Raw genomic sequence first — 26,208 nt, forward strand, 5'->3', positions numbered from 1 at the left:
CGGACCGACGAACAGAAGGTTGATTTTCGGGGGCCGTATAGGGAGGGGCAATGAACGACAGGCGGGACGGCGATAAGCACGATCCCCCATCCCCGTCGGACGACGATGGCGACGGGGACTCCAGCCCCGAAGGCCCCATGCCCTCCAGTAGCGATGGAGTCGGTTCGGACGTACCTCCCGGAGATGGTATCGATCCAGACGAATCCGCAGAACAGGCACAGGGGAACGCCGAAACAGTCACCCCTGAACAGCGTAGGGACAGCAGTGGGACGACCTCGACCGGTGGGACAGACCCTGGCGACGACGTCCCATCCCCCAGTGAAAACCCGATTCGCTGGTTCCTGAATACGAGAAACGGCTCCGTACTACTATTCAAGGACATCGCCAGCAGCATCGCGATCGTCGCAGTGATCGGTCTCGTGTTGTTCACGATCAGCGGCGTCTGGCCCCCACTGGTCGCAATCGAGAGCGGTAGCATGGAGCCACATATGCAAAAAGGCGATCTCGTCTTCCTGATGGAGAACGAACGGCTGGCGTCAAGTGAGGCCGTCGCAGCGGGTGTCGTGACTCACGAGGTGGGACAGCAAACAGGGTATACCAAGTTCGGCGATTACGGTGACGTGATCATCTTTCGACCGGACGGGCAAGAGCGGACTCCGATAATACATCGGGCGCATATATACGTCGAAGAGGGAGAAAACTGGTACGACAGAGCAGACGGAGAGCATCTACAGGCCGACAGCTGTGACGACCTCAGCAGTTGTCCGGCACCACACGATGGGTTCGTGACCAAAGGCGACAACCCGTCAACGAACCAGCACTACGATCAGGATAATCGATACCAGGTTGTCAAACCCGAATGGGTTGAGGGGACTGCGGAAGTGCGGGTGCCGTATCTGGGCTGCATCCGACTGGAGTTCTCCGGGACCGCATCCTGTCGGGTGTGAACCGCCAGAGCCTTTCTCCTGTTAGGTTCGAATCGGATGACGATATTCGGTCAGTTATCGAACCGTGCCTGTACGAACGGCTGTACGTCCTCGATGTCTCCGATTCGTGAGTCCGACATGAGCACTGCCTCGGTTTCTTCGATCGGTACCGAGAGACTGATTTCCTTGGTTCGGCCATACCGTCCCTTGGAGACGACGACAGCGTTGACGATCCCGAGCATGTCGAGTTCCGAGATCAGATCGGTGACTCGGCGCTGCGTGAGGACGTCCGCGTCGATTTCCTCACAGAGACTCTTGTAAATATTGTACACCTCGCCAGTGTTGATGTTGTGGACGCCGTTCTTTTCGAGGAGGATCGTCGAGAAGAGCACGAGTTTCGATTGCGTCGGAAGCGTCCTGACGACCTCGACGACTCTGTCGAGTTCGATCTTGTCCTGGGCCTGTCGGACGTGTTCTTCGAGGATACGGTCTTGCTGGTCGCGTTCGGCGAGCTCACCCGCGGTACGGAGAAGGTCGAGCGCACGTCGGGCGTCACCGTGTTCCTGGGCTGCAAACGCGGCACAGAGCGGAATCACGTCGTCGGTCAGCGCGTCGGGTTTGAACGCGACGTCCGCCCGATGCTGGAGGATGTCCCGCAGCTGGTTGGCGTCGTACGGCGGGAAGACGATCTCTTCCTCACCGAGACTTGATTTGACACGGGGATCGAGGAAGTCGGTGAACTTCAGATCGTTGCTGATCCCCATGATGGAGACCCGCGAATTACTAAGTTCGGAGTTCATCCGCGAAAGATTGTAGAGAGTATCGTCGCCGCTTTTCTCGACGAGTTTGTCGATCTCGTCGAGCATAATCACGACCACACGCTCGCGGTAGTCGACCGCCTCGAAGAAGACGCTGTAGACGCGGTCCGTCGGCCACCCCGTCATCGGGACCTGCTCCATCTCCTCGCGATCCTGTCGTAGCTCCTCGATCCGGTCGTCGAGTTCGTCGACCGAATCGAACTCGGTATCGTCGAGTGGGGATGTGGTTCCAGTCGTATTTGCAGGTGCCTCGCTTGCTTTCCCGTTATCCGGGACGTCCCCCACGTTGTCCGAGATGTCCCCCGAATCGTCCTCGATATCCTCACGGAGCGCCTCGTACTCCGTCAACCGTTCGTCGATCAGTTCCTCGTTCTTGTCGATGAACTTGTTGGCCAGCTGGGCGAGAACACGGTACTGCGTATCCGTCACCTCGCAGTTGATATACTCGACATCGCACGGCACGCTGTACTTCTGTGAAGTACTTTCTAGCTCCTGGCTGACGAACTTCGCGCTTGCTGTCTTGCCGGTCCCCGTTTTCCCGTAGATGAGTATATTGGACGGTGTCTCTCCCCGAAGTGCAGCAACGAGGATTGTCGCCATCTTGTTGATCTGCTCCTTTCGGTGGGGGAGTTCGTGAGGGGTATACGACGGCCTGAGAACTTCTTTGTTCTCGAAGATCGGCTCGCTGTCGAGCAAGTCGTCGAACAACCCCTGATTATCGCCGTCGGGTTCGTCGTCGAGGACGACTTCGTCGAGGTCGAGGTCGAATGACTGTGCGCTGTTCGTCCGCTCCTCGTCATCGTTTTCTGATTGGTTGTCGACCATCTGTCATTCGCTCCGGCGTTCTTGTGTTAGACGACCCCTCCGTTTCACGTGGACATCCCCGAGGATAGTGATAGACTCGTACGTTACTACCCTATACGGCCGGGATTCGAGATGGGGTTGGCGAGGGTCGGTCCAGTTGATGCAAACGAACCCAAGGTAGAGTAGGCTCTTAAATTCTTCCCATTTTCCGTCATTGGGGGACAGGTTGAAGCGTAGTTCCAGCCGAAATGGAGGGGTTTGTGAAGTGGACTCGAAGACAGCAAAACAATGGACTGCAGTTTATTGGGTGGGTAGCACCGAGAACCAGAGATCGGTTGCCAGCTACCGATCTCCAGCGAGAAGGCTTGCACACGATTCCTCGTGTAGGCGAGAGTGGACGTGGGGGAGGGTGGATCGGGAGATCATCAGGAGCTGCTCCTGGTCACATACTCAGGTTAATTCGACTGCAGGGAATCGAACCAATTCCACAATTCAGCAAACACGGGAAAATACTCCACTCGAAAGGAAGGGGTTCAGTGGCACGGTGTCCGGACCCCCCCACCCCTTCGTTTCAGGTGGAACTCGTTTATTGGGTGGGTAGGGGTGAGAGAGCAGGCGAAGCCTAGCGGGACGCAAAGTTTTATTATACACTGTGTTAAACAATATCCGCACTGCAGTAGAAGGCGTATAGAATTGGTGTTCTGTCTAGAGTATTTCTAGTACAGTCTAGAAGACAACGTCACACAGAGACATCTATCGCCCACTTACTCGACCCCCTCCCACGGGGGTGGGGTGTCTGGTGGTCGTTCCACTCGAAACGAAGGGGTGGGGGTGGTGAACAACACCAACAACACCAACAGCATCAACGACGTGCTGACCCCTGCGACGCGGGCTCACCGAGAACTCTCTGCGTGGGTGTATCTTGCACACAATGAAGCCCGGCACCGCTCTTTGGTGACTCCCCACCAATATGGATCCTATAAAATTGGGCTGTCCAACGAGTTTCTAACGCGCAATTTTTGATACATTAAAATTTTGTAACTACAACTATGCTAATACTCGTCTGACCAAGGCTTAAGTATATACAGTGACGTTGTAGCGCCATACACCATAACCCACGCGTAGGCCCGCGGTGAAAAACGCATGGGTGCGGGGTGAAAAACATGGGACTATTTACAGAACTCAGGGATAGCGTATCCCGCGTAACAGGCCGCCTCTTCTCCGAGGACGAGCAGAAACGGATAGGTATTTATGGACCGCCAAACGCTGGCAAAACCACGCTAGCCAACCGCATCGCGCGGGACTGGACTGGTGACGCGATCGGACCGGAGAGCCACGTACCACACGAAACACGTCGAGCAAGACGCAAGGAGAACGTCGAGATCAAGCGAAACGGCAACTCCGTCTCGATCGATATTGTCGACACGCCCGGCGTGACGACGAAGGTCGACTACGAGGAGTTCCTCGACTACGACATCGACGAGGACGACGCCGTCCGGCGCTCCCGTGAGGCAACCGAGGGTGTCGCCGAGGCGATGCACTGGCTGCGCGAGGACGTCGACGGCGTTATCTACGTTCTCGACTCGACGGAGGATCCGTTCACGCAGGTCAATACGATGCTCGTCGGGATTATCGAGAGCCAGAACCTCCCCGTACTGATCTTCGCGAACAAGATCGACCTCGAGGGATCGAACGTCCAGCAGATTGCGAACGCCTTCCCCCAACACGAGACGGTCGAGCTCTCCGCGCTGGAAGGTGACAACATGGACGAAGTGTACGACAAAATCGCGGAGTACTTCGGATAATGCCGGAAGTAAAAGACCCCTCCGACGGCGTCCAGATCGACCTGATCAGCGGCGACCGGATGGAGGGAATGACTGGCATGGAGAAGATCCGGATGATCCTCGATGGCGTCCGTGATGGGAATATCGTCATCCTCGAACAGGGACTGACCCCCGACGAGGAGTCCAAACTGATCGAGGTGACGATGACCGAGATCACGCCTGCGGATCCGGAGGACTTCAACGGCATCGAGATCGAGACGTATCCCCGCGGCGAGACGAACGGTGGACTGTTCTCACGCTTAATGGGGAAAGAAGAGGCATCGAAACTGACGGTGATCGGGCCAGCCAACCAGATCGAGACGCTCCACAAGGACGAGACGCTCATCAGCGCTCTGGTCTCCCGGAAATAATGCCACATCAGTGTACGAACTGTGGTCGGACGTTTCCGGACGGCTCCAAGGAGATGCTGTCCGGCTGTCCGGACTGTGGCGGCAACAAGTTCCAGTTCGAGCCGGCCGGACGTTCTGCTGAGTCCGCTCCGGATAGCCCTAACAATCCCGAGCCACCCGACTCCCCATCGAGCGTTGCGAACACGGTATCACAGGCTACCCGAACGGTTCGTGACTGGGTGAGCAGTGATGATTCACCGTCTGCCGATACTGGAGCCGATGGGACAGGTGCTCGATCTCCCGCATCGGATACGGCCCAGTCGCCCAGCGCGTCCGATCGCAGACCGGAACAATCGGCCGATACTCGGCACTCCGACACGCAGTCCCCTTCGTCGGCCGGCAGTGAAGCCGGTTCAAACAAGTCGACACCCAACGAGACCCGACCGGACCTCGGCGAAGATGGATCGACTGAATGGCCGGATCACGGCTTTGAGGATCCGTACCGGGATCGATCCGCCCCTCCGGAATCGGAATCGAAAGAATGGCCCGACGTCGGCCAGCGTCCCGATCAGCCGACGGAGTCCGATCGTGACGACACTTCGGGTGAGCGGCGTCGGTCCCCTGTCGATACCTCGGAAGACACAGCACAGGCGAGCGCACGCTCCGATGTCGTCTCTCCCGACGAACTCCCTGATGACCCGCCGACAGAGTCGGCCGACAACGGGAAGCCTTCCAACAATCACTCGGGCTCTGCCAAACAACGGCCGCCGGACGCGTCGGAGGGGCGCGTAGCGAGTACACCGAACGATGACGACAACCCCGACCTCGAAGCGCTTCGTGCCGAACTCAACGAGCAGTTCGAGAGTATCAAGATCGTCCGCCCGGGCGAGTACGAACTCAACCTGATGGAGCTGTACGACCGCGAGGAGTACATCGTCTCGCTGATGGAGGACGGCCGGTACGCCATCGAGGTGCCGGACGCCTGGCGCGGTGACGAGGACCGTTGAGGTGCTCTCCGTTTGCCTGGAAGTCGGCATATAGTCTATTAATTCTACATTTCCAATACTTGAAGTATTTCGACTCTTGTCCGCTAAAACTCAAGATTACGGGACTTGTTACTCTGTATGTATCAAATATATGTGGCCAGCAGACACTTACCTGATAAGCCACTTATAGCACGTATGGATCGAAGAACGTATTTACGGACTGTCGGTGCAGTAACCGCGGGCGGCGTTCTCGCTGGCTGTGTAGGTGGCGATGACACGAACGGCGACGAGAACGGTGGCGACGACGGATCGGCGTACGGAACGCTCTCAACGAGCGTGACGGATCAGCCGAACGATATCGGCGACTTCGAATCGCTCGTCGTGACGATCGACGGCATCTGGATCAAGCCCTCGGACGACGAGAACGGGGAAGACGACCCCGAAGAAGGGACGGACGATTCCGAGGAGCCGACTGCTGACGACTCGAACGACCCCGAATCGGATGACGACGAGGATGATTCGGACTCCGATGAGGGTGTCGAAGACGATACGGAAGAAGACGACGGTGACGACGAGGACGAAACTGACGGTGACGAGGACGAAGAAAACGGCGACGAGGACAACGGCAACGGTCGCCGCTACATCGAGTTCGAGGAGCCACAGCAAGCGGATCTCGTCGAGCTGCAGGGCGACAACACCCAGCTTATCGACGAAACCGACGTCGAGGTCGGCGAGTACCAGTTCCTTCAGTTGAACGTCAGCAACACGGAGGGTATTCTTGTGGAAGACGGCAGCGAGGCAGATGTCGATACGCCGGGCAACGCTCCGCTGAAGTTCAACGCGTCGTTCGAGATCCGCTCGGCGGAGCGAACGCGATTTATCGCCGACTTCGCACCGAACCGAACCGGCCAGGGGAAATACATCATCCGGCCGGTCGCAAGCGGGGTCACAGTCCTCTATGGTGACGAAGAGTACGAGGGTGGAGAAGAATCGGACGACGATTCTGATGGCGGATCGGACGACGACGGGGACGGAGACGACGCAGGCGAAGAGCAGGCGGACGACGGCGTAGACGACGCAGCAGACGAGGGCGAAAACGGGGACGACGAACAGTAGCTCCCCTTACGGACCCAAACGCTGTCCCTTAGTTTCGGGCCAAAAAGCTATTCCTTCGTTTCGACGGCTTCGATCAGTAGCTCAGCAACATCGACGATTTCGATATCCTCCTCGAAGTCTCCTGTCTTCCGCCCGTCTTCGAACATCGTCGTACACATCGGGCAGGCGACGACGAACTTTTCGACCGCGTCACCGACCTCTGTATCCTCCAGCGCCTCCCGCAACCGTTCCTCGCTCGGCTTGACCTCTTCCTCGAACTCCATCCAGAGGCCGCCACCGCCGCCGCCACAGCAGAACGAATCCTTCCGGCTGCGGGGCATCTCGTAGAGGTCCGCACCGGTGGCACGGATCAACTTTCGCGGTGCTTCGTACTCGTCGTTGTACCGCCCGAGGTGACAGGGATCGTGATAGGTGACGGTGTAGTCCAGTTCGTCGCCAGCGAGGTCGAGCCGACCCGCATCGACCAACTCCTCGACGACCTGCGTCCAGTGTTTCACGTCGATCTCTCCACTCTCGTTCCACTGCTCGTCGTACTCGAAGGGCATCATCGGATCGTCCGCGAACTCCTCGAAGTCCACCTCGGGATACTCGTTTTTGAACGTATTGTAGCTATGCGGGTCGGTGCAGACGATCTGCTCAAACTCACAGTCCTCGAACGTTTCGACGTGATGCCCTGCCAGTTCGAGGTAGAGGAACTCCTCGCCGATCCGTCGGATGTCGTTGCCGTCGTACTTTTCGTCGTCGAAGAGTATTCCCCACTCGACGTCGGCTTCCTCGAAGAGACGTGCGAGCGAGCGGGCGACCTTCTTGTTGCGTTCGTCGAAGCTCGGGTAGTCGCCGACGTACCAGAGGTACTCGACCTCCTGTTCGCGCGCGTCGGTCGGCTCGAACGCCAGTTCGTCGGCCCAGTCCGCTCGGTCGCGCTGGGCTTCGCCGAACGTGTTGCCCTTCTGCATGACGTCCTGGAAGACGTCTTGCATGTTCGAGTCGACAGCCCCCTCGTCGACGAGCTGGCGGTTCATTCGAGTAAAGGAGTTCAGGTGTTCGATCTCGACGGGACAGGCGTCCATGCAGGCCATGCAGGACATACACGACTCCATTGTCGAGCTGTCGATCACCGAGGTCCCACCGTCCGCAATAATCGGCTTCGTCCCCCCGTCTCCATCGCCATCGAGCGACTCCCGGTAGGCTTTCAGGTCGAGAATCACGTCGCGTGGATCGAGCGGTCGCCCCGACGCTTTCGCTGGACAAACCGACGAACAGCGACCACACTTCGTACAGGCGTCCTGATCGAGAATCTCCTTCCAGGTGAAATCATCGATCGACTCGGCGTTGGTAGCATCGAGATCGGCGGGGACGCCGGGAAGTCGCGCGCCCGACTTCTCATCGCGGGTCACGACGTTTGCGAACGAGGAGAGCATGTGGAACGGCTTGGCGTAGGGAATGGCGGCGACAAAGGCAAGCGCGTGGATCGCGTGGAGCCACCAGACCACTGGATAGGCAGCCTGTGCACCCTCGGGCGTCATCCCGCCCGCACCCAGCACGACGGCAATGAAGTAGCCGACGAAGCTCACGGTCTCGTGACCGGGGAACCCACGCCCCAGAATACCGAGGGCTTCGAGCAGAAATCCGCCGACTCCGAGGATAAAGAGCGTCCAGATGAACAGATCGTCTTCGAGACTCGTGTGTTTCCCCCAGAGTCGGGGCTTTCGGACTTCATACCGGCTATACATCGCCATCCCGACGCCGACGACGAACAGCAGCCCCATCGCGTCCATCACGAACTGGTAGGAGAGATAGAAGTCGCCGACCCAGAACGACTCGCCGGTCAGCGGTCGGTAGATGTCCATGTCGATGGCGAGGATCGTCGTTCCCATCAGGAGCGTCAGGAACCCCCAGAGGATGAACGTGTGCATCACGCCGGCATACAGATCTCGATCGAACAGCGGCCGATTCGATCCGACCAGTTTCACCGCTGTGATCATCCGCCCGACGATCCCATCCAGTCGGTCGAACCAGTCCTCATCGCCGCGCGTGTATCGCTGTACACGATCGTACGCGCCGTACAGAAAAATAATGATCGCGACGGCGGCGAGATAGTAGAAGATCACCTCGCCGACGAGATCGATCTGGTAGAACGTTGGGCGGGTCGGTTCCCCACCGCTTTGCGCGATAAATGTCATGTATTATCACGCGCACACCGAACAGATAAATCTTCCCACGAACACAGCCGATCCCGCTCCCGTCATCAGGTAATCTACAACCAATTCCTAGTTTATTCCCGTCGGCGTATCGGCAGAGAACCACCCAGCGCAGCGGTGACAACAAAAGCACAGCCTCAGAGCAGCGGTGACAGCAAAAGCATACTACTCAGCGCGACAACGGGGACGTCCAGTCGAGTCGCCGAAAGCGGTGGCAGGGTCGGGTTCCACGAGAAACATCGGGCCTGCATTGCGAGTGCCAGCCGATTTGCTCGCCGAAACGTTCGCGAAACGCCGAGAATGCCGATCAGTTCGGCACGCCGCCGCAGACTCGCGTTCTCACCACCGCGTGCGGCGATGGCGTCGCGGATGCGCCGGAGATCGGACTGGAGCACCGGCAGGAACCGGAAGATCAGTGAGACACCGATCCCGAGAACGACGCCCGGGCGTCCGGGCACCGCCCACTGAATCGCCGCCCGCGACTCTCTCGGTGCGGTCGTCACCACGTATGCGGTACTGACCAGTAGTATCAGGACGACTCGATAGCTCGCGAGGGCAGTCACGAGGCCATCCCCGATGTCGAGCCACGGCGGGCCGAGGGTGGCGGCAGCTAGCAGCGGCGCAAACGCCAGCAGTACGAGTGGCACCCGGATCGACCACAGTGCCCGAAGCGGTGACACGCGAGCGGTAGCGAGAACGGCAAGCGCCAGAACGGACAGTACGGCCATCCCCGACATGGTAGTGTGGGCGAACGCGGCAACAGCGAAAGCGATCTGAAAGCCGAGTTTCGCGCGGGCGTCCAGCCGGTGGCCGACCGTCGTCCCCGGTTCGTAGGTCAACATCGTCGGCGACTCACCGCCTGTTCGATGCCGCTGGTATCCGAATACCGATGCCGTCGAGCGCTGCTTCCACCGATTCCGGGGTGGTATCGACCGCGACCGTTCCGTCGACCAGCGCGACCACACGGTCGGCGAGGTCGAGCACGTCCCGCAGGTCGTGGGTGACCACGACGACGCCGGTTCCGCTTTCACCCAGTGCCGCTAGCTTCTCCAGTACGGACTGGCGCGCTGGTTCGTCGAGGCCGGTAAACGGTTCGTCGAGGACCAGATGGTCGGGTTCCATCGCGAGCGCACCGGCGATGGCGACTCGCTCCTGTTCGCCACCGGAGAGCTGGTCGATCCGCTCCTCGCCTCGGCCACCCATCCCGACCGCATCGAGCGCCTCGCTCACCCGACGATCGATCTCGTCACGATCTAGCCCGAGGTTCTCCGGCCCGAATGCGACGTCTGTCCCGACCGTTGTGGCCACAAACTGGTCGCGCGGGGACTGAAACACCATCCCGACGCGCTGGCGCGCACGGAGCAAATCGTCCTCGACTGGCGTTCCGTCCACCGTCACCTTGCCCGCATCAGGCGTCAAGAGCCCGTTGAACTGACGAACCAGCGTCGTCTTGCCCGATCCGTTCGCCCCCGCCAGTACGACGAACTCGCCGTCGCCGATCCGGAGCGAAATCCCGTCGAGTACTCGAACGTCCCCGTACTCGAAGACGAGGTCGGTGGTTTCTATCATTCTGGGTGATCCTACTGCCCGATTCCCTGCGGCGGCCAGTCCACGACGTGCCCGCTCTGGGCGATAGCGACCGCGGCGGCGATTTTGGCTGCCTCGCCGGGGAAGAAGACGACGGCACCGCCGATCAGGGCTTCCACGAGGCTCAGTTCCAGGACGACCATCAGGCCGACGATCCCGAGTGCATAGATGATCGCAGCTCCGGCGACGAGGCTGCCGATCAGTCGGGAGTGGCTCAGCGACGAGGGATCGCCCATTCCGGTATGCCCGTACGCCAGGAGTCCGATCACGACGACTGCGATCGGAAACGAGAACAGGTAACCCGCGGAGGAGCCAAAGAGATGGCCGATCCCCGCCTGCCCGTGTGCGAAGACTGGTGCACCGACGCCCCCGGCGACGAGATATAGTACCATCGAGAGGCCGCCCCACTTTGCGCCGAGGAACACTCCGACGAGAAAGATGCCGAGGATCTGTAGCGTAATCGGTTCAGGCGACCAGGGGTACGGCAGCGCCAGATACGCCAGTACGCCAGTTAACGCCGCCATCAGTGCTGCGCCGGCGATCCCAACGACTATTTCGCCGTCGACGAGATCAACCTGTTGTCCAGTGTCGTTCATGTCCGATCGGTCCCCGTCAACCCTCTTGAATATATTGGTTTACAAACTTCCAGCCGGACAAGCTTTTATACCGCCTCCTGTTGATACACTGCGTACTGATGGACGAGAAGACCGAAGAGCTCCGTGATATCTTCATCGACGTGACCGACGAAGAGACCGTGACGGAGGCACAGGAAGACACCCGCGGATCGATCACCGATGTTGATAACGAGGCTGTCCGTGAACGTATCGAGGGCGTCATCGAGAGTATGCAGGAGCGCTACGAGTTCGAGACGGACCTCTCCGACGAGCAGTACTGCGAGATCGTCGACGGCTTCTACGCCGACGAATCGGACGCCGAGATTGCCCGCGACATCGACGAATCGCGTACGACAGTGGTTCGCGCTCGACTCGACCTCCACCTGATCCACGAGAGAGATCTGGATGCACCGTTCGACCTCGACGAATTCCGCCGCCACCTCACCGAGGATCCGGCGACGGCAGACCTCTCCGAGGAGTTCGATGTCAGCGAGTCGACCGTCCGGCGCTATCGTCGAATTATCGCCGCACAGAACGAATCCCGGCAGGCCAACGACAGGTATCGGGACGAACTTGACAGTATCATCGGCGAGGCCGATCTCTCGACACACATGACCGGTGACGTCCAGGAGGACGGCCTCGACGACGCCACGGAGGGAATGGAGACAGACGTCTCTTTCTAACGCACCGCCGGTCTTCTCGTATTGGCCCTGAACTCCCTGCCTCCAGTTTCCGCCGCTGCCGATCGGCACACCACGATAGTCCGGCAGTTTATATTTCATCACGAGCCACCGCCGCTATGGCTCTGCACGCCTTCAGCGACCTCCGGCGAGTCGCGTTCTGCCCGCGTCAACTATACTACGCACGGCGGGACGAGGACCGTTCGCCGCCACCCGACGTGGAGCGTCGCCGCGCTCTCGCGTACCGCTACGACGAGCTGATCGACGCCGACAATGGGACGCTATCCGATCTCCACATCGACATCTCGCCTCTCACCTTTCGCCGAAACCTCCGGCGAACTCGCGAGCGAATCGACCGCTTCGATGCCCTCGTCGATCCTTCTCACCGGGACGTCCTGCTGACCGGGCGGGAGTGTCGCGGGGTCGTCCACAAGTGCCTCGACGACCCGCCAGTCCCCTCGCTCGTCGCCACGGGAACGCCACCGAAACAGGGCGTCTGGGAGCCACAGTCGGTCCACGCCGTCGCGGCTGCCAAAGCCCTCGCGTGGGAACGGAAACGACCAGTCGAGCGCGCGTATGTCGAGTATCCGACTCACGGCATCGTCCGATCGGTGTCGATCGACGGCCGCCGGAAGGCACAGTACCGTGACGCGATCCGAACTGTCGAGTCACTCGGCACTCCACCGCCCCGCCTACAGAACGATACGAAGTGTTCCGCCTGTGAGTACAGCGAGCAGTGCGGCGTCGAGACGCGCACGCTTCGATCGCTGCTGGGATTCGGGTAGAAGTATCCGGCTATGGACAATCGCGCGTCGAATGGCGGGTCGACTCAGTGCTCGCCCAGCCACGCTTCGATCTCGTTGCCCAGCGCGCCACGGCGATGGATCTCCCCGCTTTCGACGTCGACGACAGTGCTTTCGACGCCGCCCGTCTTCCCCCCGTCGAGGACGACGCTCGCGGCGTCCCTGATCTCGGTGTCGACCTCCGCGACGCGGCGGGCGCTCGGGCGACCGCTCACGTTCGCGCTCGTCGCGGTGATCGGCCCGGTTCGCTCCAGCAGGGCCAGTGCCAGATCGTGATCCGGCACTCGAACGCCGACACGATCACTCCCCGCTGTCAGTACATCCGGCACCATCTCACGACGCTCACACAGGACCGTGACCGGCCCGGGAAGAAACTCGCGCATGAACGCCCGCTCGCGCTCGGTCGCATCCACGTATTCCGCTGCCGTGTCGACTTCTGGGACGCCCAGTGAAACCGGCTTTGACCACTCGCGGCCTTTCGTTTCGAACACTCGCTCGACGGCGTCTGGATCCAGCGCGTCCGCGGCCAGCCCGTACACCGTCTCTGTAGGGTAGACGACGAGCTCCCCGTCCCGGATCGCAGCTGCTGCGCGGTCGAGATCGGTCATCAGCATCCCTTGGATGCTCCGTCGAAAAAACGTACCGTCTCGCTGAGCTACTCGGCCGATTCGATGGTGCTTGCGATTTCCTGGTAGAAGTCCTCGCCTTGCTGCGGTGTCAGCAGCTCGTCGTTGACTATAACTGTCGGCGTCGAGTTAACACCACGATCCTGCCCTGCGTCACTACTTGCTTCGATCACCGGCAGGTAGGTCAGATCCTCCGCAGCGTTACGGACGATGTCACCGTCGGCACCAACTTCCTCGGCGACCGATTCAACGGTGTCGAACGAGTACTCGTCCTGATATGGATAGATCGCTTCTGCGAACGCGAAGAACGCCTCGTCGTCTTCGGTATCCTGCACCGCTCTGGCAGCGCTCGGGATCTGATACGACCAGGTTTCGTTAACCACCGGTAGATCATGGTGTTCGTACCTGATCCGGTCGGACTCGATGAATTCCGTTTTGATCTCCGGATAGACGGACAGTTTATATCCTTGGCAGCCAGGACAACTGAAGTCCTCGTAGACTGCTACGGTTACGTCCGCGTCCGGATCGCCCTGTACCGGCGTTGGTAACTCCTCGACCGTTTCCCCATCCGCAGCGAGGCCGTCCTCGTCGCCCAGACAGCCCGCAACTGCACCGGCGACTCCTGTCGCTGTGAGTGCCATGAACCGTCGCCTCGACTGTTTCGTGTTCATATACTGGTCGTTAGTAACCTGCGTTCATCAACCATTCGGGTCCAGCATTGCGCGACGCGAACGCTGTATCGCTGTCGCGGTGCGGAACGGCTTTGAGTATCGCTTACGCACGTGCAGGTATATGGAAGTGTTCGGGTCGAGCGGAACGCGCGGGATCGTCAACGAGTCGTTGACGCCTTCGTTTGCGATGGAAGTCGCACAGGCCGCTGGATCGGTCTGGAACGACGATCGGGTCGGGATTGCCCGCGATACACGGGTTACCGGCGAGATGATCGCCGACGCGGTCGCCAGCGGACTGGCAAGCGTCGGGACCGACATCGACCGGCTCGGCGTCACGCCGACACCGGCGGCGCAGGCCTACGCTGAGCGAGCCGGTATTCCGGTCGTCATCGTCACCGCGTCGCACAACCCGCCGGAGTTCAATGGTATCAAACTCGTCGGCTCCGACGGTGTTGGCCTCTCGGTCGACGAACTCGAACGTATCGAGGAGGTGTTCTTGGCGGACGCCTCGGACACGACAGCATGGAACGAGGTCGGACAATCTAGACGTGTCGAGACGGCAAACGACGACTATCTCGACGAACTGCTCGATGTCGTCGATGTCGACCGGATCGCCGGGGGCAATCTAACTGTGGCGCTCGACCCTGGGCATGGTGCGGCCTCCCTCACGAGCCCCCAGTTCTTCCGTGCGCTCGGGTGTGACGTCGTGACAGTCAACGCCCAGCCAGATGGGCACTTTCCGGGCCGTGATCCCGAACCGATCCCCGAGAACCTCGACGATCTCGGGAGACTCGTCCGGGCGACCGACGCTGATCTGGGGATCGCCCACGACGGCGACGGCGACCGTGCGGTCTTCTTCGACGAGACCGGCGAGTACATGGAGGGGGACGCGACACTGGCTGCGCTGGTCGCCGCCGAACTCGATCCGGACGAGACGACGGTCTCCGCGGTCAACGTCTCCCAGCGGCTCGTCGATGCAGTATCTGCGGCCGACGCCGAACTCGAACTGACGCCGATCGGCAGTACGTATATCGTCAGTCGGATCCGCGAACTCCAGAAACAGGGCATCTCCGTTCCGATCGCGGGCGAGGGGAATGGTGGGCTCTTCTTCCCGCGATATCGGCTCGCCCGTGACGGCGCGTTCACCGCCGCGCGGTTTCTCGAACTCGTCGCCAGCCGCAACGCCAGCGAGATCGTCGCACCGTACTCGGGCTATTACAACGTCCGCGTCAACCTCACGTACGAGGACCGAACCGAGCGCGACGCGATGCTCGATGCCGCAGCCGAGTGGGCCAGAGATGTGGACGCCGAGCTTTCGACACAGGACGGCATCAGACTCGACTACGGGGACGCATGGGTTCTCACCAGGCCAAGCGGAACGGAACCGTTGATCCGACTGTATGCGGAAGCAGGTAGCGAGCAACGAGCACAGGAGCTGGTCGACCACGTCCGGGAGGCCCTCGAAAGCGGTCGGCAGTGAGTGGTCGTCGGTCTAAATCAGGTCTCCGGTAGAGCGTCGAGTCGTTTCTGTAGTGTCTCTTTTTCCGTTCGGAGCTGTTCGAGTTCCCGCTTGACTCCCCCCGACGCGAGTCGCTCACGGGTCCGCTCGTTGAGTTCGTCGACCGCGACCGCCGCGTTGCGCAGGCGCTCGAACGACGCCTCGTCCCGCGTCAGTCGCTGGACTTCGCGGAGCGCTGCGACCGTCGAATCGGGTGCGAACCGCCCGACGACGCGGCGCAGCTCGTCGGCTCGCCAGCGGACAGTCTCGGCCGGTTCGGGCGGCCACACGAGCGTCAGCGGTTCGGCATCGAGCCGATCCAGATAGGTCCGCTGTGTGGCGATCTTCCGTTTGAGCGCGTCGGCGTCGTCGGCGTAGTGGACGAGTTTAGAGTGTGAGTAGTCGGCGTACTCCAGCAGGGTCGGCACCGACTCGGTCCCGTCGGGACTGTCCTTGACGTACTCCAGCAACTCCTCGGGCGGTCGCGGCAGCGGCACGAGCGGGAACTGCTTCGTCCGCTCGACGAACTCTAGAAAATCGCGAGCACTCGTCTCGCTTCGGTATTCGCGAAACGCCTCACGAACTCCCTCGTTGTAGCGTTCGATCGGCTCGCGGAGACGTTCGACCGGCGCGTCCAGATCCGCTTTACCCAGTTCCAGCGTCCGCTCGACCTCCACTATTTCCTCCTCGATCTGATTGATCCGATCGACTGCATCGAGGCGTGCCTCATGATACTCCTCCTGGGCCTCGTTCCGGTTCTCGATTAGCTCTACGAGATCGGTGACGCCGTCCAGTCGCTCCCGTGCGCGGGCAAAATCACCCTCGTTGAGCCGTCGCTTGTCGACGATATCGAGCGACTCCTCGAACACGTCCCGTCGCGGGAGCCCGTCCGGCAGGTTCTCGACGAACGTGGAGTACTGGCCCCGAAACTGGACGTAGGATTTGAAATCACCCGTGCCGGTCGCGTCGTCGGCGTACCGGTCGAGGATCCGGTGTGCGTCCCGATATGCGTCGACGGCTTGCTCGACCTCGCTCTCTCCGATTCTCTCTAGCTCCTCGCGAAGCCGGTGTAGCTCGTCGTGGGCGTCGTCGAGCGCGTCGACCGACTCGAACTCCTTGGCGGTGTGTTCGTTCATCTGTTTCTCCGCTGATTACTCGTAGACACTGTCGGGATCGAACACCTTTTCGCCGACGATCTCGCCGTCGATGGTCCGGTGGAAACAGGAGTCGTAGCCGGTGTGACAGGCCCCGCCCTCCTGTTGGATCCGGTAGACGATGGCGTCGCCATCACAGTCGACGAGGATCTCCTCGACGTGCTGGACGTGGCCACTAGATGCGCCTTTCTCCCAGAGTTCGTCGCGACTCCGCGAATAATAATGGGCGCGGTCGGTTTCACGTGTCCGATCGACGGCCTCGCGGGTGGCGTAGGCGAGCATCAGGATCTCGCCGGTGTCGGCGTCCTGTGCCACCGCCGGGATCAGCCCGTCGTCGCCGAAATCAAGCTCGACGTCCGCACGTGTCTCGCTCATACCCGGGAGAAAGCGGCTCCCGGTGGTAGGCTTTTTGGTCGGCGGGACGTCGCCCGCGGGATCCTCTGCTACCGGCTACACAAGCCCGAGCAGTTCCAGCAACCGGAAGAGCAGATCGCCGTACACCAGTGCGACAAGAAGTCCGAGGAAGATGGGGACGATGAACGGGACGCCCGGTGAGACCCACACCCAATCGCGCTCGACCAGCGTGTCCAGCCCGTCCCGGAGCTTCTCGGAAGTCGTCCCGTACGCCGATCCCTCAATGCTGTCGAGGAATGCGGCCGCACCCCACGGGTCGTCGTAGGTCGTCGATTCGGCATCCTCATTATCGGTGGACTCCTCGCCCTGGGCAATCTGCTCGGCAGCTGCCGATTCGCCGCCATCAGAAACGGCTTCTCCCTCCACAGTCACTGCGCCGTCGGTCGGCGGGTTCGGCTCGTCCGGAAGCGTCTCGGGATCCCGATACCGGTCTGGATCGTCGCGCAGGTCCGCGAGCGTCAGTCCGCGCCAGCGCAGATACATCCGTAAGGCGTCGAGATCGAGCCCGCTCCGGGTGAACCCCTCCTGGTCTTCCATCACCCGGCCGTGGGCGGTCGACAGATCCGACCAGTGGCGGACTCGCCCGACGAGCATCGCCGGTGCAAACCGACCCCGTGCGGCGTTGTACGCGGTCAGGGCAACTGGGAACGCGACCGCGACGAGCACGGCGTTGGTGAGGATGGTAAACGAGAAGACGCCTACATCGGTCTGGACCGCCGGATAGACGCTCGTTTCGACGTAGTAGGTGGGAAAGGCCGGAAACAGGATCCCAATCGTCATCAGTGCCTTTGCGTCCGCGCCGCCGAACCCGCCCATCCACCAGAATGCGTAGGACAGTGGGACGACGATACCGAGGCTGATCGCTGTCGTGACGAGGAACAACTGCCAGTCGTAGCCGCCGATTCCGAACGCGTGCCAGCCGTCCCAGACCAGCAACAACAGGCCCAGAACGGCAAGCGGAAGCCATGTGACGTTCGGGACCCGTCGCGTCCGGATGTCGCGCCACGCGGCCCACGCGAACACGGGAACGGCGACGAGCCGCAGGAGATCGGTCGTCCCGGCAAAGACCGGACCGAGTTCGAGCATGTCCCGTACGCTGTGGGGCACCGAGTTATAAATTCCGGCTCCTGTTGCTCAGCCACTCCTGGACGTCTCTCCGTCCCCACTCGGACCGCTCCGATAGACCGCGTAGAGAATAAGCATCGCAATCAGGAAGTCGAAGCCGTGTTCGACGAGGTGGTGTGCTGTCATCGGGACGACGCCGAGGACCGTGCCCAGCCCGACGACCGAACGTGCGACGAGCAGGCCGAGCACTACCGTGATCAACAAATATCTCGGTGTCCGCCGACGCGAATAAGCGACGACGCCAGCGAGAAAGAGCGCTGTCGTTCCTACCACTGCGAGAATAATGATACCGACGAGCACCGGCGCAAGCTGTGGATCCATCCACGTGTCCCCGAACGATGCTGTCGCGACAAGCCGGATCCACGATGGGGACCAACACGCTGAAACCATCTTTTCTCTAGCTATCACGGCTCCGTAGTATGCTCTTCGGTCACCGTTCTCAGTCGCTGGGAAGAAACGAAACACCCTGTATTGAGGGGTCATTAAGAACAATCGAGTACCCTCGATAACAGATGACTCAGACACGACCCGCGATTCGGGCGCACGTCCACGACGACGCCGGGGTCCATTTCAACGAACTCGTCCGCGATTCGGAGTACGCACCGGGACAGATCCAGTACCACATTCGGCGGCTGATCGACGCTGGCGAGGTGGTTCGCGGCGAGTTCTATGGCCGAACACACTACTATCCGCCGTCGTATGACGAGTGGGAGCGAGGAGCAGTTGCACTCTTTCGTCGCGAGACGGCCAGATCGATCGTCATCCACCTGATCGAACACGAACCTGCGGCCCCAGCCGATGTCGCCGGGGCGCTGGGTATCGCCCGCAGTACGCTCGAACATCACGTGGGACATCTCGTCGAGCAAGATGTCGTCGAGAAACACTATGACGAGCACAATCGGGTGACGCTGACACTGTCGAATCCTGGACGGACTGCGACGATGCTCTCGGACGTGACGCCCCGCGTCTCTGACCGGTTTGTCGATCGGTTTACCCGTCTCGTCGACGACCTACTGGAGCGCGCTACTGAAGATTCGATCGACTCCCAGGAGTGCTGAGCAGACCGAGCGTCTCCGGACCGGTCTCAACGTTTTGCATGAAAGACGAGTAATTTTCCACACCGCAGCACCGTGTACAGGGGTCCAATCGTCAGTCTGCAAAAAATGGAGTCCGTTCGACCGTCTATACTCGCTCAGATGACGCGGTTCTAGATACTGACGTAATACTAGCGTTTAACACAAATGCACCCATAGATTGGCTTACCGTGACAGATAGAACGGAGTTTGTTGGGGTTCGACTCACGCCGGAAGAACGAGAGGAGTTTGAGAACTTCTTGCGTGACGAGGGCGAATTCAACAGTATGAGCCGATTTTTACGTGTTGCAGCGTACCGATACATGGCTAGTGCAGACGAAGAGTCGTCGATCGACCCGGAGGAGCTCATTGACGCCGTAGATTCAGCGGTCACTCCGATTTCCGAACGACTAGAAAGAATTGAAGATCATGTCCTCTCGATCGATTCGAACGTCTCGGACGACGATAACATCGACCGATTAGCACGCGATATCTACTCTTCGCTTCCAGCTCATACCGACACAAATGAACTGCCTGACTTCGGCGAAATCGGCCAGTTCGAATCTCCTAGTGATTTAGCATTAGCCAAATCGATTTCCACGCCGGATGTCTGGGCGCAGTATTACGACGAAGATCTTGCTGATACACGCCGTGCCTGCGCACGGATGCTAGAGTACTATCCAGATGTTAACTACATTGAAGACACGACAGGTGGTGCAGATAGTCACATACCTCGTCACGACGATATTGGCGTCGAGGATCCACCAAGCCATACAGATGTGTCGACTGATCAGACCACATCCCAACCTCGGTATCCTGAATCATCCAACCAGGACCGCACCACTGTGCGACGATACTACAAGGAATCAGGTGACTGACTGTGCCACCACAATACAAAGCCGTCGAAGAATGTCGCTCGGAAATCAGCCAGTATCTAAGACAGTTGGATACAGAGACTGACGACGATAATTCAGAGCTGCGCGATACAAAAAGTACTACCAGATACAAACAGGATCTACGATGGTACGACCACTGGTTGGACGACGCTGAAGTCAATTCACCGGTAGATGTAACGCCGGCTCAGGCTAATGAAGTTGGCCAGACATTGGCGCGAGAATTCAATGGGACAACTGACTTGTATCGGTGGGATCGGATAAACGCGTTCCACGATTGGCTAGTGAGAATGGATTATACCAGTTCGAATCCGTTTGAGCGGTGGAACGAGGATAAAGACGAACTATTCGGGTTCAGCAAGAGCTCCGAACAATCGAGTCGTCTCAAGGAAGCCGAACAGTATGCTGTCTCACAAGAAGAGACACGGGCAATGGAAGAGAACGTAGGGCGAAATCGCGTACGAGATCAACTTGTTATACGATTAATTTGGCAGACAGGCCTACGACGCGGCGAAGCGTCAGGATTGGTAATCAGTAACATTGATCGAGAACAGAGAGAAATAACCGTCCCTGCACCTATTGCTAAAAATGGCAAAGAGAGAGTTGTTGCATATCAGCAGTCACTAGATGGGTTGATAACAGAATGGCTGGATTATGGGTATCGGGACGAAAAGGCAGCCACTGCTGATCACTCTCGATTGTTCGTCGGTGAGCGAGGCGCACCACTATCGGGCGAGAGAATCAACGAGATTGTTATTGATGCCGCTGATGAAGCAGGATTCAATCGCAAAATCTACGCAGACGCTAACGCTCCCATTGACGAAGATGGCGATCGGATTCCCAACAGGTGGCTCATAACCGCACACAACATTCGGCACGGATTTGGCACCTACATGATCAACGAAACCGATGCCGGACTTTGGGAGGTGTCTAAGGCTATGGGTCACTCTTCAGTCAAAATAACTGAACGAATCTACGTCGAAGATGACCCGCGGGCAGGGACAGATCATCTCCACAAGTACGGACCTGATTAACTAGTACGGTCTGATAATCCGAGTCTTGTTTCTGAACTCTCGATCAGGAGGCCACATATATTGTAGCGATAGCTGTATTTCCGCTAAACATGATATGGGGTCTTTAGCGGAAGCAAAAGAACACTTGACTAACTTTCTTAACTCATACTTCTATTACCTGTGTGGCTTATGAAAACAATCTGGCTGGCTGCGCGGCAGGATGGCTTTTCCACCATACGCTTAAGACGTGTTTCGCCCCACTTGCAGGTATGACACCGCCCAGTAGTTTTGATATCGGGTTCGTGGTAGACCGACTGGGTGATCTCCCAGAGGTTGAGACGGTCGAATTCCAGCATGAAAGTGTTCAACTTCGGTACCAGAATAAACTGATCCGTATCAGGTTCGTTGATACTCATCGGGGTGGCCGGTGGTGGATGAACGGTGGTGATGTTGATCGGCTTTTTGTCCTCCTCGATGACAATGTCTTGGAAGTTGACGAGGCAACGATCTATTCGTATGAACTGCAGAGTGTTGACAGCGAGGAGGTTCTTGTCGAACGATTCGCCAACATTTTTACAGAGACAGCTGAGCGTCAGCCTCTCAGTTGGAATGAGTTGGCAGATGTGCTTGCTGCAAGTGATCTATCCGTCATCGATACACCGCGACAAGTCGCTGAGATCATCGCAGGGTGGGCGGTCACAGATTCGAGTGACAGCGTCCTTGATATCGCCACGGGGACAGGTACCGTGCTTTCTGAGGCTGCTGACCAACTCAATCTGACGATCGACGCTTCTTCCAGGTGCGTCGGGATTGATGCAGATCCGTTTGCCTGTGCGTTAGCCCGTAACCGGTTACAGGACATCGAGGCAGCCAATCTCATCAACACAAACTTTTTCGAATGGAACCTAGAGCACGATATTGACGGTGAGCAGGCTACGTTGACAGATACAGAGGGAGAAGTGCCAACCAAATTTGATGCAGTTGTCGGCGCACCGCCGGCTGTCCGGCTCGAACATCTCACATCAGAGCAACGTGACCAGCTTCAAAACTGGTCTCCTAGTGACGGGCGGCAGATCGGTGGGGCCTACGTTGCGAAGGCAGTGACGCACCTCAAAGACGGTGGCCGAGCCGCGTTCATCCTGCCGCAATACGTGTTACGAGATGGTCTGATTGATCATTTGACACAGACTTGTGCATTGCACCGGATCGTGGCGCTACCACTGGGTGCATTCACGGAAACACGGAAAGGGTTCGAAGCAGTCGTCGTGTCTCTGGTGAAGGAGGATCGGTCACCGGAGGTACGTGAAACGGGGGTTGCGAAATTCAACGGGATGGAGTTGCCGGACAATGCCCGGGGCTTATTTGAGCAGCCATTAGATGGGATCCTTGCGAACCGGTACAACACGTTCAATGCCGAGATTGTGAAGGCAGCGCATAACGATTTAGACGGGGAGAACTTGATGCGGTTGCTGTCTTCTCCCTCCATCTACGATGTACTCACAGCAGGTTGCTTTACCCGGTTAGGTGATCTTGGATCTGACATCGAGGTCGGGTCAGGTGTAACCAGCGGTAACAACGAGTTGTTTTATTTCGATCCAGAGGAACGTGATGTGTCGGGGATTGATGACCGATTCTTCCGGCCACTAATTGAGAACCTCTCGGACGACACACAGTCGATTACTGCGGACGAGATCGATCAGTATGTGCTGGATCTCCAGCCGTATCTCGATGAGTTGCCAGGCAATGCTACCCCTGAAACAGACAGAGAAATCATTGAGCATCTGGATCAAAACGGCTACGACAATCTTGTCGAGTATCTCCAATCAGCTGAAACTCGTCCGAACCGAACCAATCGCTCCAAAAGTAGCTTCACATTGCAGCGGCGAGGCAAGTTCCAGAATCCAGATCTGGTGCTTCCCGAATTCTTCGATGAGCCACAGTGCTACACGGTCGAGGTAGATGACGCGATGTTCGAGTCTACCGTGATCGGGATACGGACAGCAACGCAGGAGCTGAAGGTATCCCTGCAGCGTCTCTTGAATACGCCACTGTACAGCGAATTTCTATCAACGTTTGGATCGCCTGTGGATGTAAATTGGTATCGGATCAATCTGAGGGAACTGCGTGATGTCCCAGTGATTGAGGAGGCGTTGACAGCGGAGGTGGCTGAGAAGTTGGATGCGTTTCTCCCACCGTCGGATAATAACGATGTCATTGGAGCGAATCAGGTGTTGATCGAAGCCTGCCCCACAGATGAGGCGGAACAAGCATTCCAGCAGTACATGGCGTCGCGGGACGACTATGCCTGGTCTTGGTTCTTAACCCTATCCGAAATCGAACGGTTTCAAGAGCTTGTTGACAAAGACCGCAAAAAGGCACAGGAGTTCATCATCGAACGGTTCGACCGAGAGCTGCTCGACAAAGCCCGGCAAACGTTCAACCAGTTAGAGTTCTTCGAGCACCGGCGCGACTTACTTAACGACCTGCTTATGGAGTTCGAATCAAACCACTACCGGAGCTTCCTGGCTGGCATCACCCTCCAGTTCGAAGGCATCCTAACCGATCTTGTTCTCAAAAGCGGCGGCGACATCGTCAACCAGAACGGTGAAACAAAATTCAAACTCCCTGGTGAGAACCGGTCACAACAAAAAAACCTGAACAACCTTATCTCAACCTTCTTCGACGGTATCTTCAGCACGTTTATGCATGAGAATATCCGACAGAGACGTAACGCTATCGCTCACGGTGATGTGATTGAAGATGATCAGGACCTCGCGGTTCATTTCTTCATCGCGTTCTACGCCCTTTGCTATGCTTCACTGGCAGAGTACACCCGCCAGACCACCACAGACAGAATGACATAGCGACCAATATAATGGTGCGAAAAGATAGAAACGATTGGTCCTGTTGAAACCCTTATGGAGTGACATTTTCTCGTGGTCGTGCTGAATATAGAGTATGAACTCAGCACAAGCGTTGAATCGAATATCTGCCAGTGGACGTTCTAACAACACACTTCAGAAAATCATGATCACCGCTAATTATTAAACGGTCCATTACAAACTTAGTAGGGTGGGGCTACCTCGTTTATCCGAACAACAACCACCACTCGTCACGTACGAAATTGAAGATGGTGAAACGGTTTACGAAGCGATAACCGAGGCATTCGGAGCGATTGGAATTGACGTTTACGAAAAAAAAACGACCATTGAAGATTGGACAAAGAAGGACCTATTTGATTTGAGTATACTTGACTCAGAAGCACAGTGGCGCGTGTCCACCATCATATGGGATCGTCCAGTTGTTATCACTCCCGGCGAAATTCGAATCTATGAGCATTTGTGAGTCAATCCGAATAATTGCGAATCCGCCTTTCGACCTACGGCTGCTAGTGACCGTGTTTTGAGTAGATTAACGTATTGAAGGGCAGCGCAGGTTCGTCATTTGTCATCTGGACCGGGGACATCCGAAACCGTGTTCCAAATCGCTATGATGCAAGGGGCGTTCTCCCCGAGTTCGACGGTGTTGTCATTCCGATGAAAGACGACAACATCAGCGTCAGCCAATTTCGGAATATGCAACTGATGAACGTGGGTTTGGATGCTATCCTGGAGATCCGAGGGTGCCGTGGATGATTCCTGGGACTCCGCGTCAGCAATCTGTTTGGCAAGATCGGCTATCGGTATCGGCGTCGTTTCTTCTTGGAGATGATAGACAATGTCCCGACAACGCTTCTCTGCCAGCAAGCCAAGTGCCGTATCCAGAGAGAGGTCAGTCTCCCATTCCGTCAGCACTCCTTCCTCGACGGGTGACATCATACATATCTACTTGCAGGCATAGCTAATCTCAAATTTGGTGGTATATACAACACCTTTAAGAACACTTGGCCGACCATAGCTTATTGACATGCGGTCCCTGTCAGCGCGGCCCCCGCTTCTACTCAAGCGAGACGAGTTCCTCGATAGTTAGGACATTACTGATGATATTCCCATGGGCTCGACGGAGGCGTTTAGAAAGAGCCTGTTGGGAGATCCCGAGGGTTTCAGCAATTTCCGTCATCGTGGCATCCGGAGGGACTAGATAAAAGCCGGCATCAAGGGCAGTGACGAGAGCTTCGCGCTGTTTGGGGGTGAGGCCGAACTGTCCGCCGCCCTTGGCGGTCGTGGGATTGTATATTTTATTCACGTTCAGCGGAATGTCGTTTTTCTCGCAATACTCGTGGAAGGTCGAGAGGTTTCCCTGGCTGTCAAATCGCAGTCGAAGTTCCCATCTCTGATTACGGCCCGACGCTTCTAGTATGGTTGCGCCTGCCTCAAGATACGCCTGACCGACAGATTCGACATTATCCGGCCATACGGCCCGATAAAGCGTCTCGTCTTCAAGGATGTCAATGCGGGTAGCTTCCATGACAGATGGATCGTCCTCGAGAGCGGATTTGAACCGCTCCATATCACCACCAATAACCCAAAAATACGGGGTTAGAGTCCCACTCTCGTGCGCGACGATCCGCTCGATCTCCACAGTTATTTCCGGTACTTTGGCGAGGGCTTGCTGCATTGCCAGCGCACTGGCCGGCACAGTGAATTCCCCAAGGACGCTCATTGATATAGTCTCATGCCACTATGACACGGGAGGAATAATAAATCCGATTCTTTGACGGGGTGCTTGATAAGTCGATTCGAATTCTACCCGATGTGTTTCTGTTCTGTATACCTGCATTATTTGAGGTCCAAGTGTAGCTCTTTGAGTGCAACATACGCGCGTTGTATTCAGCACTCGGTTCCTATCAGGGCTAAAGGATTTCAACAGAGCCAAACGATTGTAATCAGAAGTTCAGTATTCGTCTCTTTGGTTAGCTATCACATCCTTAATATGAGTCTTAAGGTCTGTTCCGTTGGGCAGATTTATTGACGACCAGTAGTCGAACCGAAGAATTGGATATTTGTCGGCGACGAATAGTTCCCCATATGAAACGTCTTCGGCTGTTGTATCGTCTATCGCCGTACTCGTTACACTGGTTGTGATCGGTTCCC

General features: G+C 57.9%; 25 protein-coding genes. 12 read left to right on the forward strand and 13 right to left on the reverse strand.

What is annotated here, in order from left to right; all coding sequences use genetic code 11:
• The first annotated feature begins 50 nt into the window (after positions 1-50).
• Positions 51-947, forward strand: coding sequence for a S26 family signal peptidase (locus tag AArcSt11_RS01040; protein ID WP_250593764.1), 897 nt, complete (start codon positions 51-53; stop codon positions 945-947).
• Between the two features lie 50 nt (positions 948-997).
• Here the strand turns inward: AArcSt11_RS01040 and AArcSt11_RS01045 are convergent, their stop codons facing one another.
• Positions 998-2,569, reverse strand: coding sequence for a Cdc6/Cdc18 family protein (locus AArcSt11_RS01045; protein ID WP_250593765.1), 1,572 nt, complete (start codon positions 2,567-2,569; stop codon positions 998-1,000).
• 1,142 nt (positions 2,570-3,711) lie between these two features.
• Between AArcSt11_RS01045 and AArcSt11_RS01050 the strand changes: the two genes are divergently transcribed.
• From AArcSt11_RS01050 to AArcSt11_RS01065, 4 genes are all read left to right on the forward strand, one after another.
• Entirely contained in the window at positions 3,712-4,353 is a 642-nt protein-coding gene (locus AArcSt11_RS01050; protein ID WP_250593766.1) for an Era-like GTP-binding protein, read from the forward strand.
• On the forward strand, positions 4,353-4,742 hold the full coding sequence (locus AArcSt11_RS01055) for a DUF2073 domain-containing protein (RefSeq protein ID WP_250593767.1): 390 nt from the start codon (positions 4,353-4,355) through the stop codon (positions 4,740-4,742). Before AArcSt11_RS01050 ends, AArcSt11_RS01055 begins: the two co-directional genes overlap by 1 nt.
• Positions 4,742-5,728, forward strand: a complete 987-nt coding sequence (locus AArcSt11_RS01060) for an OapC/ArvC family zinc-ribbon domain-containing protein (protein ID WP_250593768.1) — start codon at positions 4,742-4,744, stop codon at positions 5,726-5,728. The genes AArcSt11_RS01055 and AArcSt11_RS01060 overlap by 1 nt, the downstream gene beginning before the upstream one ends.
• 174 nt (positions 5,729-5,902) lie before the next feature.
• Entirely contained in the window at positions 5,903-6,823 is a 921-nt protein-coding gene (locus AArcSt11_RS01065; protein ID WP_250593769.1) for a DUF4382 domain-containing protein, read from the forward strand.
• A 47-nt stretch (positions 6,824-6,870) separates the two neighbouring features.
• Here AArcSt11_RS01065 and AArcSt11_RS01070 read toward each other — a convergent pair whose 3' ends face one another.
• The 4 genes from AArcSt11_RS01070 to AArcSt11_RS01085 form a co-directional block, all read right to left on the reverse strand.
• Entirely contained in the window at positions 6,871-9,006 is a 2,136-nt protein-coding gene (locus tag AArcSt11_RS01070; protein WP_250593770.1) for a (Fe-S)-binding protein, read from the reverse strand.
• Between the two features lie 155 nt (positions 9,007-9,161).
• Complete coding sequence (locus AArcSt11_RS01075) at positions 9,162-9,866, reverse strand: energy-coupling factor transporter transmembrane component T family protein (RefSeq protein WP_250593771.1); 705 nt, start codon at positions 9,864-9,866, stop codon at positions 9,162-9,164.
• 10 nt (positions 9,867-9,876) lie between these two features.
• Positions 9,877-10,593: an energy-coupling factor ABC transporter ATP-binding protein gene (locus AArcSt11_RS01080; protein ID WP_250593772.1), complete on the reverse strand. Its 717-nt coding sequence runs from the start codon at positions 10,591-10,593 to the stop codon at positions 9,877-9,879.
• An 11-nt stretch (positions 10,594-10,604) separates the two neighbouring features.
• Entirely contained in the window at positions 10,605-11,207 is a 603-nt protein-coding gene (locus AArcSt11_RS01085; RefSeq protein ID WP_250593773.1) for a biotin transporter BioY, read from the reverse strand.
• Positions 11,208-11,305: 98 nt separating this feature from the next.
• Between AArcSt11_RS01085 and AArcSt11_RS01090 the strand changes: the two genes are divergently transcribed.
• Both AArcSt11_RS01090 and AArcSt11_RS01095 read left to right on the forward strand, forming a co-directional pair.
• Positions 11,306-11,908 carry a conditioned medium-induced protein 4 gene (locus AArcSt11_RS01090; protein ID WP_250593774.1) on the forward strand — a complete coding sequence of 201 codons (603 nt, stop codon included), beginning with the start codon at positions 11,306-11,308 and terminating at the stop codon, positions 11,906-11,908.
• Positions 11,909-12,024: 116 nt separating this feature from the next.
• Positions 12,025-12,690 carry a CRISPR-associated protein Cas4 gene (locus AArcSt11_RS01095; RefSeq protein ID WP_250593775.1) on the forward strand — a complete coding sequence of 222 codons (666 nt, stop codon included), beginning with the start codon at positions 12,025-12,027 and terminating at the stop codon, positions 12,688-12,690.
• A 44-nt stretch (positions 12,691-12,734) separates the two neighbouring features.
• Here AArcSt11_RS01095 and AArcSt11_RS01100 read toward each other — a convergent pair whose 3' ends face one another.
• Positions 12,735-13,316 (reverse strand): L-threonylcarbamoyladenylate synthase, encoded by a 582-nt coding sequence (locus AArcSt11_RS01100; RefSeq protein WP_250593776.1) that lies wholly within the window; start codon positions 13,314-13,316, stop codon positions 12,735-12,737.
• Between the two features lie 47 nt (positions 13,317-13,363).
• Positions 13,364-14,005 (reverse strand): thioredoxin domain-containing protein, encoded by a 642-nt coding sequence (locus tag AArcSt11_RS01105; protein WP_250593777.1) that lies wholly within the window; start codon positions 14,003-14,005, stop codon positions 13,364-13,366.
• Positions 14,006-14,126: 121 nt separating this feature from the next.
• On the opposite strand from AArcSt11_RS01105, the gene glmM reads away from it, so the two are divergent.
• The gene (gene glmM / locus AArcSt11_RS01110) at positions 14,127-15,485 is read left to right on the forward strand and encodes a phosphoglucosamine mutase (protein ID WP_250593778.1); all 1,359 of its coding nucleotides are present in this window, start codon (positions 14,127-14,129) and stop codon (positions 15,483-15,485) included.
• A 17-nt stretch (positions 15,486-15,502) separates the two neighbouring features.
• Here the strand turns inward: glmM and AArcSt11_RS01115 are convergent, their stop codons facing one another.
• The 4 genes from AArcSt11_RS01115 to AArcSt11_RS01130 all read right to left on the reverse strand — a co-directional run bounded on the left by AArcSt11_RS01115 (position 15,503) and on the right by AArcSt11_RS01130 (position 18,517).
• On the reverse strand, positions 15,503-16,639 hold the full coding sequence (locus tag AArcSt11_RS01115) for a DUF7118 family protein (RefSeq protein ID WP_250593779.1): 1,137 nt from the start codon (positions 16,637-16,639) through the stop codon (positions 15,503-15,505).
• Between the two features lie 15 nt (positions 16,640-16,654).
• The gene (gene hisI, locus AArcSt11_RS01120) at positions 16,655-17,032 is read right to left on the reverse strand and encodes a phosphoribosyl-AMP cyclohydrolase (protein WP_250593780.1); all 378 of its coding nucleotides are present in this window, start codon (positions 17,030-17,032) and stop codon (positions 16,655-16,657) included.
• A 75-nt stretch (positions 17,033-17,107) separates the two neighbouring features.
• Positions 17,108-18,157 (reverse strand): A24 family peptidase, encoded by a 1,050-nt coding sequence (locus AArcSt11_RS01125; RefSeq protein WP_250593781.1) that lies wholly within the window; start codon positions 18,155-18,157, stop codon positions 17,108-17,110.
• 48 nt (positions 18,158-18,205) lie between these two features.
• On the reverse strand, positions 18,206-18,517 hold the full coding sequence (locus tag AArcSt11_RS01130; RefSeq protein ID WP_250594948.1) for a DUF7471 family protein: 312 nt from the start codon (positions 18,515-18,517) through the stop codon (positions 18,206-18,208).
• A 191-nt stretch (positions 18,518-18,708) separates the two neighbouring features.
• On the opposite strand from AArcSt11_RS01130, the gene AArcSt11_RS01135 reads away from it, so the two are divergent.
• The 4 genes from AArcSt11_RS01135 (at position 18,709) to AArcSt11_RS01150 (ending at position 24,039) form a co-directional block, all read left to right on the forward strand.
• The gene (locus tag AArcSt11_RS01135) at positions 18,709-19,254 is read left to right on the forward strand and encodes a winged helix-turn-helix transcriptional regulator (RefSeq protein ID WP_250593782.1); all 546 of its coding nucleotides are present in this window, start codon (positions 18,709-18,711) and stop codon (positions 19,252-19,254) included.
• Positions 19,255-19,460: 206 nt separating this feature from the next.
• The gene (locus AArcSt11_RS01140; protein ID WP_250593783.1) at positions 19,461-20,147 is read left to right on the forward strand and encodes a hypothetical protein; all 687 of its coding nucleotides are present in this window, start codon (positions 19,461-19,463) and stop codon (positions 20,145-20,147) included.
• Positions 20,148-20,149: 2 nt separating this feature from the next.
• The gene (locus AArcSt11_RS16870) at positions 20,150-21,196 is read left to right on the forward strand and encodes a tyrosine-type recombinase/integrase (RefSeq protein ID WP_250593784.1); all 1,047 of its coding nucleotides are present in this window, start codon (positions 20,150-20,152) and stop codon (positions 21,194-21,196) included.
• A gap of 248 nt (positions 21,197-21,444) precedes the next feature.
• The gene (locus tag AArcSt11_RS01150) at positions 21,445-24,039 is read left to right on the forward strand and encodes an HsdM family class I SAM-dependent methyltransferase (protein WP_250593785.1); all 2,595 of its coding nucleotides are present in this window, start codon (positions 21,445-21,447) and stop codon (positions 24,037-24,039) included.
• Positions 24,040-24,615: 576 nt separating this feature from the next.
• On the opposite strand, the gene AArcSt11_RS01155 is transcribed toward AArcSt11_RS01150, so the two are convergent.
• Together AArcSt11_RS01155 and AArcSt11_RS01160 are read right to left on the reverse strand one after the other, a co-directional pair.
• On the reverse strand, positions 24,616-24,993 hold the full coding sequence (locus AArcSt11_RS01155; protein WP_250593786.1) for a DUF7344 domain-containing protein: 378 nt from the start codon (positions 24,991-24,993) through the stop codon (positions 24,616-24,618).
• 118 nt (positions 24,994-25,111) lie between these two features.
• Entirely contained in the window at positions 25,112-25,777 is a 666-nt protein-coding gene (locus tag AArcSt11_RS01160) for a helix-turn-helix domain-containing protein (RefSeq protein WP_250593787.1), read from the reverse strand.
• Positions 25,778-26,208: the final 431 nt, after the last annotated feature.

The organism is Natranaeroarchaeum aerophilus (assembly GCF_023638055.1).
Taxonomy (GTDB): Archaea; Halobacteriota; Halobacteria; order Halobacteriales; family Natronoarchaeaceae; genus Natranaeroarchaeum; species Natranaeroarchaeum aerophilum.